Source organism: Microbacterium sp. K24, from assembly GCF_004794465.1.
Classification (GTDB): domain Bacteria; phylum Actinomycetota; class Actinomycetes; order Actinomycetales; family Microbacteriaceae; genus Microbacterium.
The window spans coordinates 1-14,296 of record NZ_SSDJ01000094.1 but is presented as its reverse complement, the minus strand read 5'-3'; the positions used below and the strand labels follow the sequence as shown (position 1 = coordinate 14,296).

19 protein-coding genes are annotated in these 14,296 nt (G+C 68.3%); 5 read left to right on the top strand and 14 right to left on the bottom strand.

The genetic code is table 11. The features are described 5' to 3' along the window. Positions 1-138 precede the first annotated feature (138 nt). The 3 genes from DW306_RS08550 to DW306_RS08540 all read right to left on the bottom strand — a co-directional run bounded on the left by DW306_RS08550 (position 139) and on the right by DW306_RS08540 (position 1,954). The gene (locus DW306_RS08550) at positions 139-663 is read right to left on the bottom strand and encodes a hypothetical protein (protein WP_136055194.1); all 525 of its coding nucleotides are present in this window, start codon (positions 661-663) and stop codon (positions 139-141) included. Positions 664-728: 65 nt separating this feature from the next. Beyond that, positions 729-1,451 carry a zf-HC2 domain-containing protein gene (locus DW306_RS08545; protein ID WP_136055193.1) on the bottom strand — a complete coding sequence of 241 codons (723 nt, stop codon included), beginning with the start codon at positions 1,449-1,451 and terminating at the stop codon, positions 729-731. Then, positions 1,448-1,954 carry a sigma-70 family RNA polymerase sigma factor gene (locus DW306_RS08540; protein ID WP_136055192.1) on the bottom strand — a complete coding sequence of 169 codons (507 nt, stop codon included), beginning with the start codon at positions 1,952-1,954 and terminating at the stop codon, positions 1,448-1,450. Before DW306_RS08540 ends, DW306_RS08545 begins: the two co-directional genes overlap by 4 nt. A 93-nt stretch (positions 1,955-2,047) precedes the next feature. Here DW306_RS08540 and DW306_RS08535 point away from each other — a divergent pair, with 93 nt between their 5' ends. Then, positions 2,048-2,497: a DUF2231 domain-containing protein gene (locus DW306_RS08535; protein WP_136055191.1), complete on the top strand. Its 450-nt coding sequence runs from the start codon at positions 2,048-2,050 to the stop codon at positions 2,495-2,497. 26 nt (positions 2,498-2,523) lie between these two features. Here DW306_RS08535 and DW306_RS08530 read toward each other — a convergent pair whose 3' ends face one another. Both DW306_RS08530 and DW306_RS08525 read right to left on the bottom strand, forming a co-directional pair. After that, the gene (locus DW306_RS08530) at positions 2,524-3,324 is read right to left on the bottom strand and encodes an MOSC N-terminal beta barrel domain-containing protein (RefSeq protein WP_136055190.1); all 801 of its coding nucleotides are present in this window, start codon (positions 3,322-3,324) and stop codon (positions 2,524-2,526) included. Between the two features lie 86 nt (positions 3,325-3,410). Beyond that, positions 3,411-3,596 carry a DUF3073 domain-containing protein gene (locus DW306_RS08525; protein ID WP_116634077.1) on the bottom strand — a complete coding sequence of 62 codons (186 nt, stop codon included), beginning with the start codon at positions 3,594-3,596 and terminating at the stop codon, positions 3,411-3,413. A gap of 149 nt (positions 3,597-3,745) precedes the next feature. On the opposite strand from DW306_RS08525, the gene DW306_RS08520 reads away from it, so the two are divergent. Continuing rightward, positions 3,746-4,288: a universal stress protein gene (locus DW306_RS08520; protein WP_136055189.1), complete on the top strand. Its 543-nt coding sequence runs from the start codon at positions 3,746-3,748 to the stop codon at positions 4,286-4,288. Between the two features lie 33 nt (positions 4,289-4,321). Here the strand turns inward: DW306_RS08520 and DW306_RS08515 are convergent, their stop codons facing one another. The 8 genes from DW306_RS08515 to DW306_RS08480 form a co-directional block, all read right to left on the bottom strand. Next, positions 4,322-4,954: a PadR family transcriptional regulator gene (locus DW306_RS08515; RefSeq protein ID WP_136055188.1), complete on the bottom strand. Its 633-nt coding sequence runs from the start codon at positions 4,952-4,954 to the stop codon at positions 4,322-4,324. Beyond that, positions 4,951-5,793 (bottom strand): DUF4097 family beta strand repeat-containing protein, encoded by an 843-nt coding sequence (locus DW306_RS08510; RefSeq protein WP_136055187.1) that lies wholly within the window; start codon positions 5,791-5,793, stop codon positions 4,951-4,953. Before DW306_RS08510 ends, DW306_RS08515 begins: the two co-directional genes overlap by 4 nt. A gap of 106 nt (positions 5,794-5,899) precedes the next feature. Further along, positions 5,900-8,374, bottom strand: a complete 2,475-nt coding sequence (locus tag DW306_RS08505) for a glycogen/starch/alpha-glucan phosphorylase (RefSeq protein WP_136055186.1) — start codon at positions 8,372-8,374, stop codon at positions 5,900-5,902. An 80-nt stretch (positions 8,375-8,454) separates the two neighbouring features. Then, positions 8,455-8,976: a hypothetical protein gene (locus tag DW306_RS08500; protein ID WP_136055185.1), complete on the bottom strand. Its 522-nt coding sequence runs from the start codon at positions 8,974-8,976 to the stop codon at positions 8,455-8,457. Between the two features lie 34 nt (positions 8,977-9,010). Next, entirely contained in the window at positions 9,011-9,325 is a 315-nt protein-coding gene (locus tag DW306_RS08495; RefSeq protein WP_136055184.1) for a hypothetical protein, read from the bottom strand. Further along, on the bottom strand, positions 9,309-10,727 hold the full coding sequence (locus DW306_RS08490) for a hypothetical protein (protein ID WP_136055183.1): 1,419 nt from the start codon (positions 10,725-10,727) through the stop codon (positions 9,309-9,311). The genes DW306_RS08495 and DW306_RS08490 overlap by 17 nt, the downstream gene beginning before the upstream one ends. Further along, positions 10,724-11,440: an ABC transporter ATP-binding protein gene (locus DW306_RS08485; RefSeq protein WP_136055182.1), complete on the bottom strand. Its 717-nt coding sequence runs from the start codon at positions 11,438-11,440 to the stop codon at positions 10,724-10,726. The genes DW306_RS08490 and DW306_RS08485 overlap by 4 nt, the downstream gene beginning before the upstream one ends. Positions 11,441-11,508: 68 nt before the next feature. Further along, positions 11,509-11,751, bottom strand: a complete 243-nt coding sequence (locus tag DW306_RS08480; protein ID WP_136055181.1) for a hypothetical protein — start codon at positions 11,749-11,751, stop codon at positions 11,509-11,511. Positions 11,752-11,908: 157 nt separating this feature from the next. On the opposite strand from DW306_RS08480, the gene DW306_RS08475 reads away from it, so the two are divergent. The 3 genes from DW306_RS08475 (at position 11,909) to DW306_RS08465 (ending at position 14,001) form a co-directional block, all read left to right on the top strand. After that, a complete protein-coding gene (locus DW306_RS08475) occupies positions 11,909-12,688 on the top strand; it encodes a MerR family transcriptional regulator (RefSeq protein ID WP_240747121.1) in 780 nt (259 codons plus the stop codon). 115 nt (positions 12,689-12,803) lie between these two features. Beyond that, positions 12,804-13,181 (top strand): hypothetical protein, encoded by a 378-nt coding sequence (locus DW306_RS08470; RefSeq protein WP_136055179.1) that lies wholly within the window; start codon positions 12,804-12,806, stop codon positions 13,179-13,181. A 4-nt stretch (positions 13,182-13,185) separates the two neighbouring features. Beyond that, positions 13,186-14,001 carry a nitroreductase family protein gene (locus tag DW306_RS08465; protein ID WP_136055178.1) on the top strand — a complete coding sequence of 272 codons (816 nt, stop codon included), beginning with the start codon at positions 13,186-13,188 and terminating at the stop codon, positions 13,999-14,001. Between the two features lie 6 nt (positions 14,002-14,007). Here the strand turns inward: DW306_RS08465 and DW306_RS08460 are convergent. Then, positions 14,008-14,296 (bottom strand): Rieske 2Fe-2S domain-containing protein (locus DW306_RS08460; protein WP_168429267.1); only part of this gene is annotated, 289 nt, incomplete at its 5' end.

The following is a 14,296-nucleotide window of genomic DNA, read 5'->3' as shown; positions in this document are numbered from 1 at the left end:
GTGCTCATCGAGATCGAGTGCATCCCGGGCGAGACCCTGTCGGTCGCCGAGACCCTCGGCCGCGACTACACCGACAAACCCACCCACCGCGTCATGTTCGTCTGACCCGGCGGGCAGCCGGCCGGGGGCTCGCTCCGCTCAGCCCGCGATGCGCTCACCGGCGGGGGAGAGCACCCACCAGATGCCGCCGACGCCCTGACCGTTCACGTCGCCTTCGGCGGCGTCGCCGGCGAAGTAGTAGAGGGGCCAGCCGTTGAGTGTCACCTGCGTGTCGCCGGCGGCGGTCGTGATGGTGCCGACTTCGCCGGTCACTCCGTCGACCGCGGGGGCGTCGCCGTCGACCGTGAAGGGCGGCCAGTTCGTCAGGCAGTCACCGGAGCAGGAACTCTCCCCGGAACCCTGGGTGTCTTTGTCGAACATGTACAGCGTCTTCCCGTCGGGGGCCACGACGATCTCCCCGAGGTCGGAGTCGGCGACCGTGAGAGCCGTCGCGCCGGACTCTTCGCTGGGAGCAGGGCTGCTCGACTCCGAGGACTGGCCGTAGGCGCCTCCTGTGTCATCCGATCCCGCACCGGAACTGCCGCCCGAAGACGAGCATCCGGAGACGACGAACGTCATGAGCAGCGCGGCGATCGCCGCGGTCTTCGAGACTCTCGAGAGCATTGTGAACCTCCTGTGCAGGACCGCGAGTGCGGTCACGAGGTACACGAGAGCGGACGAGCAAAGGTTCAGGACACGTCGACCGAAGACCGCATCAGCACATTCCCCGAGTCGACCGAGCGGATCTCCACGGCCGCGATGTCGGATGCCGGGAGATCGGTGCCCGCGCTCAGGCGGGCCGTGGTGCCCGGGTGCGCCCGCCAGGTCGACAGCACGCTCTCGACGCCATCGTCGCTCACCACGACCAGTGCATACGCCCACCCGTTCGCGGGCGCATCGCCTTCGGATCCGTAGTCGCACGCCATGTCGATCCTCGTGCCCCACGCGACATCGGTGAGGTCGACCGTCGCCGTCAGGGGCGCGTCGATCACCTGCTCCAGCGCGATGGTCGTCGTCGGCGGGCGCAGTTGCGCCGACACGATCGGCACGGCCACCGCGGCCACGACGATCACCGCGGCCGCGGCGAGCCCGGCGACCCACGCGCGGCGGCGTCGACGAGCGCGGGCCGCAGCGAGCGAGAGCACCCGTGCGCGATGGTCGGGTCCGGGAGTCTCTGGTCCGGGAGTCTCGGGTCCGGCAGTCGCGGCATCCGCGGTGCGCAGCAGCGAATCCGCCCGCTCGGGAGCGACCCGCGAGAGCAGACCGAGCGTCGGCGCGATCTCTGCGATGGCCGCTCGGCACTCGGCGCACTGCGAGAGGTGCGCCTCGAACTCCGCGCGGTCTGCGGCGCTGAGGGCTCCGAGCACGTAGGCGGCATCCCACTCGTTGTAGCGCGCGTGGTCGGCATTCATCGCGTCACACCCTTCTCCTGCAGGCCGAGGCGGAGCGCGCGAAGGCCGTAGTGCAGCCTCGACTTCACGGTTCCCTCGGGGATGGTCAGCTCCTCGGCGATCTCCGCGACCGTGAGGCCTCGGTAGTACGCCCGGACGACGACCTCGCGATGCTGCGCGGAGAGCGCCGCGAGCGCCTCTTCGATGAGGATCGCGTCGAAGATCGCGTCGGTGGCGTCGCGCACGGATGCCTCCGGAGGCTCGTCCATCGCGATCTCCCGGCGGTGGTGGGCGCTGCGCACCTCGTCCACGACCAGGTGGCGCGCGACCGTGTACATCCACGAGCGCGTGGATTCCGGATCGTCGGAGAGGATGCGCGGCGTCCGCCACGCACGGAGCAGGGTCTCCTGGACCACATCGTCCGCCCCCGCGCGGTCGCCGGTGAGGTGCACGACGTAGCGCCAGATCGGCGCCGCGTGCGCGTCGTAGAGTGCGCCGAGACGCGCAGCGTCATCCCGCGGCATCCTCGACCTCCTTCGGGTCCTCTCCGGAGAACACGAGACAGCCCGGCGAGAAGTTCAACTGAACCTCAAGCGACCCGATCCCGTGTCCTGAGTATGGACCTCTTCGAGATCGCCGGGCTCCCCCTGCATCCGCTCATCGTGCACGCGGTCGTCATCCTCGTGCCGCTCACGGCGCTGGCCCTCATCCTGGGCGCGCTCCTGCCCGCCGCGCGGAGGAGACTCGGGATCGTGACGCCGATCGCCGCACTGATCGTGCTGGTGCTCGTGCCGATCACGATGCTGGCCGGCCAAGCGCTGGCGCAGAGCGTCGGTCCGGTGCCCGCGGTCATGCATCACGCCGATCTCGGCGGGCTCCTCTGGCCGTGGACGCTGGCGATGTTCATCGTCGCGACACTGCAGTGGTGCTGGTACCGGTTCGGCGAAGGACCCGGCCGGACGGCCCGCGTGATCCTGGCGGTGCTGGCGGTCGTGAGCGGCGCCGGAAGCACGGTGATGATCGTGCTCATCGGCGAGGCCGGTGCGCGCGCCGTCTGGGGCGGGTGAACGCGGCGGGCCGGCACCCGGGACGGTCAGTGCGCGCGCACCTCGTCGCCGAGGCGGATGACACCCTCCGGCGACCCGTCCTCGGGAAGGAGCAGGCGTCCGAGAGTCGGCTCGTCCTGGCCGAGCGCTCCGGTGAGGGTGGTGAGCACCCGGGCGTCGCGCACGCCGGTGTCGGGGTTGGCGTGCGTGGCGAGGCAGCGCACGATCGGGCCCACCGGCCGGAAGGCCATGGTGCCGATGCGCACCGCGCCGGTCCAGTCGAGCTCGTCCCAGGGTCCGACGCCGTCGATGACGATGTTCGAGCGGAAGCGGCGGTCATCGGCGTCCGCCCCAAGCGCCTCGCTCAGCGCGCGCGTGCTCCCCTGGCTGTGCAGCGAGACGTATCCGCGAGCCCGATCCTGGAACCGTGAGGTCGCGCCGTCACCGACGAGCACGAGCGGGAGCCGACCGGGGCGCTGCAACCGCCGCCCTTCGCGGGTCGAGAGCACGAAGTCGGTGACCGCGGCCACGAGCTCCGCGCGGCCGTCGTCGTCGAGGCCGGCCTCCGCGAGCAGCTCTCCCTCGTGCTCGATCCGCATCCGCCTCGACGTGTCGTCGTAGCTCGTGCGCAACGCGGCCAGCGCCGGGAAGTCCTGAAGAGCGAGGCCCTTCGCCTTCGGCCAGTAGTCCAGCCCGTCGTGCGTCTCCGGCGTCACCGCATCGGCGAAGCGGAACGCGAGCACCCGATCGCCCGCGACCCTTCCGTCGGCCTGCACGGTGAGCGTGTCGACGGACTCAGGACTGAAGCCCTTGATCGGGTGACGGTACAGGGCGACGACATGCGCCATGGAGAGATCCTCTCAGCGGCCCGGATACGTCCGGACACGACGAAACCCCCGTGGGTCACACGGGGGCGGACGACGGAGCAGGCGGGTCAGGCCTTTTCCAGCTCGTCCTCGTCTTCGTCTGCATATTCGTCGGCCCACTTGTCGACATAGGCGTCTTCGTCCGTCGGGTGACCCAATTCGCGCTCGAGCGCGGAGTAGTTCACCGACGGACTGTACGCCTTGAGTTCGCGGGCGATCTTTGTGTGTTTCGCCTTCTGACGGCCACGGCCCATACGCCAGACCCCCTCACGATTTCAGCTGCGGGCGGCAGGAGCCCGATGCATTTCACGACACCGGCGCGGAGCCGGTAAGAGTAGCATTCAGAATAGCACGCCGGTAAGACCCTCTGGCTGACGCCAGGCTGGTGAAGGGAACGATCTTCATGACCGACAACACCTCCACTCCGTCCGACGAGGTCGCACAGAACGCGGCGCTGCAGAAGGCGGTCATCGTCGGACTGCAGCCGGACCAGGATCGGCGCGTGATCGACGAAGCCGTCCGATTCGCGCGGTTGCTGGGCGCGCCGCTGGTCGTGGCCCACGTCGATGTGACGCGGTTCGTGACCTACGAGGACCCCGACGGATACGTGCACTCCGCCCCGATCGACATCAACTTCGACGCGGGAGCGGCCGAGTTCGAGGCCGTGCAGGCAGCGGCGGCCTCCGTGCTCGACGGCTCGGGGCTCACCTGGACCGCCCGGCAGCTCGTCGGCGATCCGGCCCTGGCGATCAAACAGCTCGCATCGAAACTTGACGCGTCCTTGATCGTGGTCGGCACGCGCAAGCGCGGCATCGGCGAATCGATCAGGGAGTTCTTCACCGGATCGGTCGCCGCCCGGCTCACGCACCGGCAGCACCGTTCCGTGCTGGTCGTTCCCCTCGGCGAGTCCGTGCCGGATACGCAGAAGGAGATCTGGCCGGAGTAGCGGCGAGATCTCCCTCTGTGTCGTCGGTCCCGTTCAGCGCGCCGAGCCGAGCGCGCTGAGTGCTCTGGTCACGGCGTGTGCGGCGGCATCCAACCCGTCTTCGAGTTCGCTGACGACGGATGCCGGCAGCACACCGCCCTTGGCGACATGCGTGCGCAGGTCGGTCCGCACCCGCGCGCGGAAGGCGTTGACCACGGCATCCGCCCGGTGCAGCTCTTCACGGCTGATGATGCGGGCGTCGTCGGATGCCGGTCGCGGCCGGCTCTTCGCTGCCGATCGCTCGTCGTGCTCGGCTGAGGCGAGGTCGGCACGGAGGCTCTTCATGGCCTCCTGCACGCTCTGGCGCACCTCGTTGGCGATGAGCCGCACCGAATCGGTGAGGCCGGCCTCGATGCCTGCGAGGTCGCCTTCGCGGGAGGCGAGCTCGGCGCGCCCGGCATCCGTGATCGAGTAGATGGTCGTGCGACCGTCGACGGTCTTGGACACCAGTCCCTCTTCCTCGAGCTTCGCGAGCCGCGGATAGATGGTGCCGGCGCTGGGCGTGTAGGTGCCGCCGGTGCGGTCGGTGAGCGACTGGATGATGCCGTAGCCGTGCTGGGGCGCCTCGGCGAGCAGCGACAGCAGGTACAGGCGCAGGTCGCCGTGGGAGAAGACCGCGGGACTCATGCTTCCTCCCACTCCGGGTCGTTCTCGATGGACGCGGGAGTGCGGCGCAGGACAGTGACGCCGCCCGAGACCGAGTTCGCGCGCAGGTCGACGAAGCGGCCGGCGAGCTCGCCGGTCGTGCCCGTGAAGTTGCTCGGGCCGGAGGAACTGCGCTCCACACCGTCGATGAGCAGGCGTCCGCTGAGCGACCGGATGACATAGTTCGCGGCGAGCGACTCGTCGAGACGCACCGTGGTGCCGCCCGAGACCGAGTTCACCGTGATGGTGTTCACGTCGCCCGCGGCGTCGACCAGCGTCGAGCCGGAGACGATGTCGACCGTCGCCTTGCGGACCGCGCCGGTGACGGCCACATCGCCCGAGACGCTGTTGGCGGTGATCGAGCCGGTGAGTCCGCGCACCTGCACGTCGCCCGAGACCGAGTTGACGTTGAGGTCGCCGATCAGGGTGTCGACGATGATGTCGCCGGAGACGGTGTTGAGGCGGGTGTCGTTGCGGATGCCGGAGACCAGGGCGCCGGCGCTGACGACGCCGAGGTTCAGGGCGATCGAGCGGGGGACCGCGACGCTCACCTCGGCACGCGGGCCGCCGGAGCCGAAGTTGCGGAACACCTCGAGGAAGTTGTCCCAGCCGAGCTGCGGGTGGTCGATCTCGACCTCGCCGTCGTGGGATTCGATACGGAGGTCCTTGGTGGTGACGCCGTGCACCTCGATGCGGATGCCGGGTTCGTCGTGGGCGACGATGTCGACCTGGCCGCCGACGAGACCGACCTTGAGCCGGCTGACGGATTCGATGTCGATGACGCGTTCCTCGCCGGGGGCGATGAGCCACTTCTCGGTCATGTCTGCTTCTCCTGGATTGTGGGATCGAGATATATCGTGTCTTTAGAGAGTAACACGATATATCTCGATCTTGTCAAGAGTGTCGCCTGATCCGACGCGGCCACCCTCAGTCGAGCGGCGGAGTGTGCCAGATCCGGTCGATGTAATCGCGGATCGAGCGATCGGATGAGAAGAAGCCGGTGCGGGCGACGTTGACGATGGCGGAGCGGTTCCAGGCCTCTCGATCGACGTACGCGGCATCCACCCTGTGCTGGGCGTCGATGTAGGTCGCGTAGTCGGCGAGCACCATGAAGCGGTCCTCGTAGAGCAGGTTCGACACGACGGGTTCGAACACCGTGCGGTCGCCTCCCGAGAAGGCGCCGGAGGCGATGAGGTCGATCGCTCGTCGCAGGCTCGCGTCGGCGTGATAGAACTCATCGGGTCGGTAACCGCGCGTGCTCAGGGTCTCGACCTCGGGCTCGCTCATGCCGAAGAGGAAGAAGTTGTCGTCGCCGACGAGCTCGCGGATCTCGACGTTCGCGCCGTCGTCGGTACCGACGGTGAGGGCGCCGTTCAGGGCGAACTTCATGTTCCCCGTGCCCGAAGCCTCCTTGCCCGCGAGAGAGATCTGCTCCGACAGATCCGCCGCCGGGATCACGCGTTCTGCGAGCGTCACGTTGTAGTTGGGTGGGAAGACGACCTTCAATGCTCCCTCGAGGCGCGGATCGTTGTTGACGACCTCACCGACGGCGTTGATCAGATGGATGATGCGCTTCGCCATCGTGTACCCCGGTGCCGCCTTGGCGCCGAAGATCACGGTGCGCGGCACGATGTCGGATGCCGCGACGGCTCCGGAGACCACGCCCTCGAAGGTCGTGACGACGTGCAGAACCTTCAGCAGCTGCCTCTTGTACTCGTGCAGGCGCTTGACCATGACATCGAGCATGTGCCCGTCACTGATCTCGACTCCGTCCCGCTCGCGCAGGACCTGGCTCAGGCGGCGCTTGTTCGACGCCTTCACCCGAGCGAACGCGGCGCGGAACTCCGCATCCTCCGCGAACGGCTCGAGCTCGCGGAGGCGTTCGAGGTCGGTGGTCCACCCATCGCCGATGGCAGCGGTGATCAACTCGGAGAGCTCGGGGTTCGCCAGGCGCAGGAAGCGGCGCGGGGTGACGCCGTTCGTGACGTTGGTGAACTTGCCGGGGAAGAACGCGTCGAAATCGCTGAGCACCTTCTCGCGCAGAAGCTGCGAGTGGAGTTCCGCGACCCCGTTGACCTTGGCGCCCGCAACGGTCGCGAGGTAGGCCATCCGCACGGATCGCTCCGGATGCTCGGAGATGATCGACATGTCGCGCAGCAGCATCTCGTCGTCGCCGTGGCGTTCCCGAACCTCCACGAGGAACTCGTCGTTGATGCGGTAGATGATCTCCAGGTGGCGCGGGAGCAGCCGCCCCATCAGCTCGACGGACCACACCTCCAGAGCCTCGGGGAGCAGCGTGTGGCAGGTGTAGGCGAAGCACTGACGGGTGATCGCCCATGCGGCATCCCATTCGAGGTGGCGCTCGTCGATGAGAACGCGCATGAATTCGGGCACGGCGATCACGGGATGGGTGTCGTTGAGCTGGAAGATGACACGCTCAGGCAGGTCCGTGAGCTCGAAGCCGTCGGCGAGCATGTTCTCGAGGAAGTCGTTGATGGATGCCGCGACGAAGAAGTACTGCTGCTGCAGCCGCAGTTCCTTGCCCTGCGGAGTCGAGTCCTCGGGGTACAGCACCTTCGAGATGTTCTCGGCGAAGGTCTGCGCCCGCACGGCCTCTTCATAGTCACCGGAGTTGAAGATGCGCAGATCGAACGCGCTGGTGGCGACCGCGCTCCAGAGCCGCAGAGTGTTGACGCGGCCGTTCTGGAAGCCGGGAACCATGTAGTTGTAGGGCACTGCCTGCACGTTCCACGCGGGGACCCAGCGGCTGCGGAGCACACCCTCATCGTCGTACTTCTCGGTGTGACCGCCGAAAGCGATGGTCTGCGAATCCTCTGGTCGCGCGAACTCCCAGGGCGAGCCCAGCGTGAGCCAGGCGTCCGGCTGCTCCACCTGCTGACCGTCGACGAACGTCTGCCGGAAGATGCCGTACTCGTAGCGGATGCCGTAGCCGATGCTCGGCACCGCCATCGTGGCCAACGAGTCGATGAAGCATGCGGCGAGACGGCCGAGTCCGCCGTTTCCGAGGCCGGGTTCGACCTCGTGGGCGCGGAGTTCATCGAGCGAGACACCGCACGAGGCCAGGGCTTCCTCGGCGACCTTCGCGAGGTCGGCCGCCAGCAGGTTGTTGTCGAGCTGTCGGCCGAGCAGGTATTCGGCCGACAGGTAGCAGACCGCCTTGGCCTGGGTCTCCTTCTGGCGCCGCAGGTCCTCGAGCCATCGCGCCATCAGATAGTCGCGCACGGTGTGGGCGAGCGCGAAGTAGCGGTCGTTCGCGCTCGAGGCCGACAGGGCGACGCCGCGGTCGAAGTTGAGGTTGTGCAGGAACTGCTTCGCGAAGTCGTCAGGCGTGCTCGGCGGTGCAGTCACGGGGGCGAGGGCGAGGGGATGCGATGCGGTCACCTGACGACGGTACCGAGAACACGCAGGTTCGGGAGAAAAAGTTGTCGACGTCGACGCGCTGTCGACATCTCCCGAGGGTGTCAGCTCCTCCGCGAGATCGATCGGTCCCAGCTCCGGGCTCCGACGACGAGGATGCGGCCGTCGGAGAACGCGGGGGTGAGGAAGAGCGCATGCAGGAGGAACCAGAAGTGCAGCATCAGGTGCGGCGCGACGAGCCACAGCACCACGCCGATCGCCGTGCAGAGCAGAGGGCCGGCGAGCGCGCTGAGGAAGGCGTCTCGGCCGCGGATCGACCCGTGCGGCCGGACGGAGATCCGCAGCAGCGTGCGTTCCAGTGTGATCGCGGTCACGCCGGGCGCCCGCTGCAGCACCACGGCATGCCCCAGCTCATGGATCGCGAACGACGCGCACAGCCCGAAGACGTAGTGCACGCCGACAGCCCGCAGCGCGCCGAGGATTCCCGGCTGATCGAAGACGATGGCCACCGCCGTCGCCGCGGCCATCGATGCGCCGAAGACGAGATGCATCGGCCAGGCGGCGAGCGCCAGCCAGCGGAGCACCGCGCGAGCACGGAGTCCGCTGACCGTCGTCGACCACGTCACTCGGCGTCGCCCGCATCAGCCGGCGTCGGCCGCATCACTCGGCGTCGGCGAGGAGCTGGTTCCGCCGTGCGCGCAGTTGGTCGTGCACGACCATGACGGCGAGGAGGAACAGGGTGATCGCGACGACCGACAGGACGAGCGGGAGGGCGTCGGCCAGACCGACTCCCAGCTGGGTGGTGCCCTGCGGCGTCTGCTCGACCTCGACGAACACGGCGCCGAAGTAGCCGAGGCGCCGGCCTTCGGCGGAACCCGCCGAGAACATGAGCCAGATCGCCGTGATGACGGCAGCGCCGACCGTGGCGACGAGCGCGGCCACGAGGCTTCCGATGAACCTAAACAACCACTTCATGACGTTCGATCCTTTCGATCTTCTGCATCCCGATGGCGGAGAGTGCGGCGGCGCAGGCGGTGACGACCAGGAGCATCACCGTGCTGAACCAGGTGGGCAGGCCGAGCAGGCTGGCGCCGAGGAGGAGGGTTCCGGTGACGAGGGCGGCGACGGCGACGCCGACGACCACGGAGAACGGGTTGCCCTTCTCCGGCGGGAACGCGATGCCGGCGAGGGTGAGGACGACCGTGTTCGACGCGCAGAACCCGATCACCATGAAAATCTCGCCCCACCCGATCCCGGTGAGGGCCGAGAGGATGCCGGCCGGAACGGCGCACACGAGGAGCGCGAGCAGTTGCGGGCCGAGCACGAGCAGATAACGCCGCACCGGGCCGTGCCGACGGGGTCCGCAGGCCCGCAGCGGCTCGGTCGACACGTAGGCGTACGCGCCCTGGATCGTGACCGCGATCAGGAGGAAGGGCGGGAGGCGGATGTCGGCGACGAACAGCGCGTACGAACCCGCGAACACGAGACCGGCGACGGTGAGGGTCTCGATGGCCCGGATGTGCGCGAGGACGTAGGCGCCGAACTCCGACGACCCGAGCACCCGCGGGACGCGGGCGAAGCGTCGGGTCGGGTCGAACTGGCGCGGGGTCGCGGAGCAGACGAGCACGACGAGAAGGGCGACCGCGACGAGCCCCACGCCCACCGCCGCGAGGAGGCCGTGCGCGGCGGCGAGGTCGGCGAAGAGCAGCTGCGGTGCGAAGTACTCGTCTTCTCCGATGGCGGCGAAGAGCACGCGCTCCGATTGGCCCGAGACGGCGACCGCGAGGGCGATGAGCGTGCCCGCGAGCACCACCGGCACCAGGAAGGCGCGCAGCCGTGCCAGCCGGAACTGCAGGAGGATCCGCTCGAGCAGCAGGTAGTAGACGCTGGCCAGGAGGTACGAGACGCCGGTCGGCAGCACGAGGCACGCGACGACGTCGTCGAGCATCCCGATGCCGCCGATCGAGAGCGCGCCGGAGACGAGCGCGCCGAGGATGACCGTGACCCCGACGCCGACGAGCATCGCCTCGAAGAGCATGAACCCGAGGGCGCGCGCCCGGTTGGTGAGCGGGAAGCCGAACGTGAGCTCGACGAGATCGCTCGACTTCATGAAGAGGACGCGCACGACGGTGAAGATCGCGAGCACCCACATCGGGACCGCCGTCCCCGCGACGCGCAGCAGCGGCACGAGCAGCGCGGGATCGTCGATGAGCTGACGGAGGGTGACGATGCCGAACGCGCAGAACGCCGCGAACGCGAGGAGTGCTGCGCCGGCGAGACCCCAGCGGACCACGGCGAGCCGGAGCGCCCCTCGACGCAGGATGCGGCGCACGAGGAAGAGCGACAGGAATCCGGTCAGCGTGAGGACGGACTTCACGCGACGCCTCGCGACGAGCTGATGGCGCGCTTGACGAGGTCGTCGACGGAGCCGAATTCGTCGTGCACGCGGCGCAGCGGCAGATCGTAGGCGAGCTCGCCGCGGCAGAGCACGACGATGCGGTCGCACACCGCCTCGAGCAGGCGGAAGTCGTGGCTGCACAGCAGCAGGGCGTTGCCGTCGCCCAGGTCGCGCGCGTCGCGCTCGAACTCGTACAGCGCATCGACGTCGACGCCGTTCAGGGTCTCGTCGATGATCGTCAGCGGACGCCGCAGCAGCAGGCTCGAGATGAGCTGCACCTTCTTGCGCATGCCGTGCGAGTAGTCCTCGATGAGATCGAACTGCCGCGCCTCCATCTGGTAGCGGGCGAACAGGTCGTCCAGCCGCGCGGTGTCGGCCTCCTGCCCGTAGAAGCGGTGCATGAGGTCGACGTATTCGCGACCGGTGAGGAACTGGGGCAGGTAGTCGTTGCTCGCGACGTAGACGACGCTCTCGCGCGACACGCGCTCCTGATGCGATCGGCCGGCGATGCGGATGCTGCCGCGCCGCAGCTGCAGGAGATCGGCGATCAGGCGGATGAGCGTCGATTTGCCGGAGCCGTTCGGACCGACCAGGCCCACCCGCTCTCCCGGCGCGATCGTGAGCGAGAGGTCGCGCAGCACCGGCGTCCGCTTCGCATAGGCGAACTCCACGGCGGAGACATCGAGCAGCATTCGTTTCCTTCCTTCGTGACGGGCGGACCCTCGACGCACCCGTGCGGGTGCGTCGAGGGCTGTGAGCGCTAGATGCACTCGATCCAGACGGACACGCCGCCCTTGTCCCACTTCCAGTTCCCGGTGAAGCGCTTGCCTCCATTCGAGAGGAAGCACCATGCAGCCAAGGACGCGAGGAAAGCGACACCGAACACGAGAAGCACTGCGAGGAGAACGAGCCACCAGCCGTCGAAGCGCAGGAGCGCGTCGTCGAGAGCGTTCTGCACGCGGCTCTTCAGCAGCGTCGGTTCGATCACAGTCATAACGGACATAAATCACCTCCAGACATTCATCAAGAAACTCGATCGTGGCAGGCGCTTCCGACCGAAAGCAACGCATATGAGCGCTATATATTGTCATACGAGGACACTTGACATTGACGTTGCGTCAACTTCTAGGCTGAGAACACCACCGAGAAAGGAGGAGTTCGTGGTTCAGGAAGACTGGTCGATCCAGGAGATCGCGCGGCTCGCGGGCACGACGAGCCGCACGTTGCGGCACTACGACGACATCGGGCTGCTCCCGCCGTCGCGCATCGCCGCGAACGGCTACCGGCACTATGACGCACTCGCGCTCGTGCGACTGCAGCGCATCCTGCTGCTGCGCGAGCTGGGCCTCGGCCTGCCGCAGATCTCCGACGTGCTCGCGAAGGAGCGCGCCGAGGCATCCGCTCTCGAGACCCATCTCGCGCTGCTGCGCGAGGAGCAGGCCAGGCTGGCGCGTCAGATCGCGTCGGTCGAATCCACCATCACCGCATTGAGAGGAGGTGAAGAACTCATGGCAGAGAACATGTTCGACGGCTTCGACCACACCCAGTACAAAGAGGAGGTCGAGGACCGTTGGGGAAAGAAGGCCTACGCCGACGGCGACCGCTGGTGGCGGGGGATGACCGATGCCGAGCGCGCCGAGTGGCAGCAGCGCGTGTCCGATCTCGGACGCGACTGGATCGCCGCCGCGGAGAGCGGTGTCGATCCGGCATCCGCCGACGCTCAGGATGTCGCGCGACGTCACGTCGAGTGGCTGACGGGAGTGCCCGGCACCCCTGCGACCACTCCCGGCGGCGACGTGAAGGCGTACGTCATCGGTCTGGGCGAGATGTACGTCGCCGACCCGCGCTTCGGCGCGAACTACGCGACGTCACGCGGCGGCACGCACGGCGCGGAGTTCGTCCGCGACGCGCTCCGCATCTACGCGGACGCGAATCTGTAGCGCCACCCGAGCGGCCCCTTCACGTGCGAACCACCCCGTCGTGGTCGTACTCAAAGGGGCCGCTCGCACGCAAGGGGGTGGCTCGGCGGGGGGAGGTGGGGCGTAGGGTCGGGGCATGAGGCAGCGAACACGGCGGAGCAGCGCTGCGCCGCTGTTCGTGGCCGCCGCCGTCGCGTACGCCGCGAACGTCGGGCTGGGCACCGCCGTCGCGACGAAGCTGATCGACACGCGCAACTTCCGGTGGGTGCACCATGCGCTCTACATCGCGACATGCGTGACGACCGCCGCAGCCGCCGTCATCGCCCTGTTCTGGGCGGGACCGCGCCGAGCAAGCCGCCGCGCGGCCCTCGTGCTCCTGCCGGCAGCAGCTCCGCTCGCCGCGATCCCCTCCGTGCGCACGCACAGCCGGCGGCATCCGCTCACCGCCCTCACCGCAGCGCCTTTCATCCTCGCGGGCCTCGTGTGCTCGCTCCGCCCCGCAAACCGGAAGTGACCGCATGGAGCTGCTCGACGCCATCCGCCGCCGCAAGACGACCAACGGGCCGTTCCTGCCCGATCCCGTCTCCGAGGAGCATCAGCGCATCCTGCTCGAGGCGGCCGGGCGCGCGCCGTCGCAGCTGAACAGCCAGCCGTGGCGATTCGTCGTCATCGAGAGCCGGGAGACGATCGACAAGATCGCGACCATCTCGGGCGAGAGCATGACCGAGGCGATGTCGAACGGCACGTTCTTCGAGCGGTACAAGCCTTACTTCCGCTTCAGTCAGGCCGAGATGGAGGAGAAGCGCAGCGGGATGCTGTTCGACAAGCTCCCCGCTCCGCTACGGCCCTTCACGGGCCAGGTGTTCACCAAGCGCGGGCAGACGCTCATGAACGCTCTCGGGGTGCCGAAGACCCTGGGCGCCGAGAACCGCAAGCTCGTCGCGGGCTCCCCGCTGCTGCTGGGAGTCATGCTCGACCGCAGCGAGTACCGGCCGGGACAGCTCTCGTCGTTCTACTCGGTGTTCAGCATGGGTGCGGCGATGGAGAACATCTGGCTCACCACGGTCGAGCTCGGGATGGGCATCCAGTTCATCTCGTTCCCCATGGAGGTGCCGGGCCGCTGGGACGAGATCGTGCAGCTCCTGCACGTGCCCGACGACCTCGAGCTCATGGCCGTGTACCGGCTCGGCTACGTGCCGCCCGAGCAGCGCCGTCCGGCCATCGACTGGTCGAGCAGTCAGCGCAAGCTCGCCTCGCAGTACGTGTTCCGGGAGAGCTGCGAGACGCCCCAGCAGGGATGGGACGACGTGCAGCAGCTCCGGCACGAGAGTTGAGGGGCCTCAGCCGCCGGTTCTCGGCAGGTTCTTCAGGTCCTTGAGCGCCGGGCCTTCGATGCGGGTGCCGTCGGCGGCGAAGCGGGAGGCGTGCAGCGGGCAGTCCCAGCTGCATTCGGCGTCGTTCCAGGCCAGGACGCCGCCGAGGTGCGGGCACACCGCCGAGACCGCGCGGGTGACGCCGTCGACGGTCGACACCCCGACCGGGAGCCCGGCGCGGTTGGCCACCACGCCCTGGCCCAGATGCACCCCGTCGACACGGCCGACCCGTACAGCTCCTGGGTTCCCGGCAACC

Bases quoted from the DNA above. Each gene is read 5' to 3' on its own strand.
- DW306_RS08530 (WP_136055190.1), bottom strand. From the start codon at position 3,324: ATGGCGCATGTCGTCGCCCTGTACCGTCACCCGATCAAGGGCTTCAGT.
- DW306_RS08520 (WP_136055189.1), top strand. From the start codon at position 3,746: ATGACCGACAACACCTCCACTCCGTCCGACGAGGTCGCACAGAACGCG.
- DW306_RS08540 (WP_136055192.1), bottom strand. From the start codon at position 1,954: ATGCCGCGGGATGACGCTGCGCGTCTCGGCGCACTCTACGACGCGCAC.
- DW306_RS08525 (WP_116634077.1), bottom strand. From the start codon at position 3,596: ATGGGCCGTGGCCGTCAGAAGGCGAAACACACAAAGATCGCCCGCGAA.
- DW306_RS08545 (WP_136055193.1), bottom strand. From the start codon at position 1,451: ATGAATGCCGACCACGCGCGCTACAACGAGTGGGATGCCGCCTACGTG.
- DW306_RS08550 (WP_136055194.1), bottom strand. From the start codon at position 663: ATGCTCTCGAGAGTCTCGAAGACCGCGGCGATCGCCGCGCTGCTCATG.
- DW306_RS08470 (WP_136055179.1), top strand. From the start codon at position 12,804: ATGAGGCAGCGAACACGGCGGAGCAGCGCTGCGCCGCTGTTCGTGGCC.
- DW306_RS08480 (WP_136055181.1), bottom strand. From the start codon at position 11,751: ATGTCCGTTATGACTGTGATCGAACCGACGCTGCTGAAGAGCCGCGTG.
- DW306_RS08485 (WP_136055182.1), bottom strand. From the start codon at position 11,440: ATGCTGCTCGATGTCTCCGCCGTGGAGTTCGCCTATGCGAAGCGGACG.
- DW306_RS08515 (WP_136055188.1), bottom strand. From the start codon at position 4,954: ATGAGTCCCGCGGTCTTCTCCCACGGCGACCTGCGCCTGTACCTGCTG.
- DW306_RS08465 (WP_136055178.1), top strand. From the start codon at position 13,186: ATGGAGCTGCTCGACGCCATCCGCCGCCGCAAGACGACCAACGGGCCG.
- DW306_RS08510 (WP_136055187.1), bottom strand. From the start codon at position 5,793: ATGACCGAGAAGTGGCTCATCGCCCCCGGCGAGGAACGCGTCATCGAC.
- DW306_RS08495 (WP_136055184.1), bottom strand. From the start codon at position 9,325: ATGAAGTGGTTGTTTAGGTTCATCGGAAGCCTCGTGGCCGCGCTCGTC.
- DW306_RS08535 (WP_136055191.1), top strand. From the start codon at position 2,048: ATGGACCTCTTCGAGATCGCCGGGCTCCCCCTGCATCCGCTCATCGTG.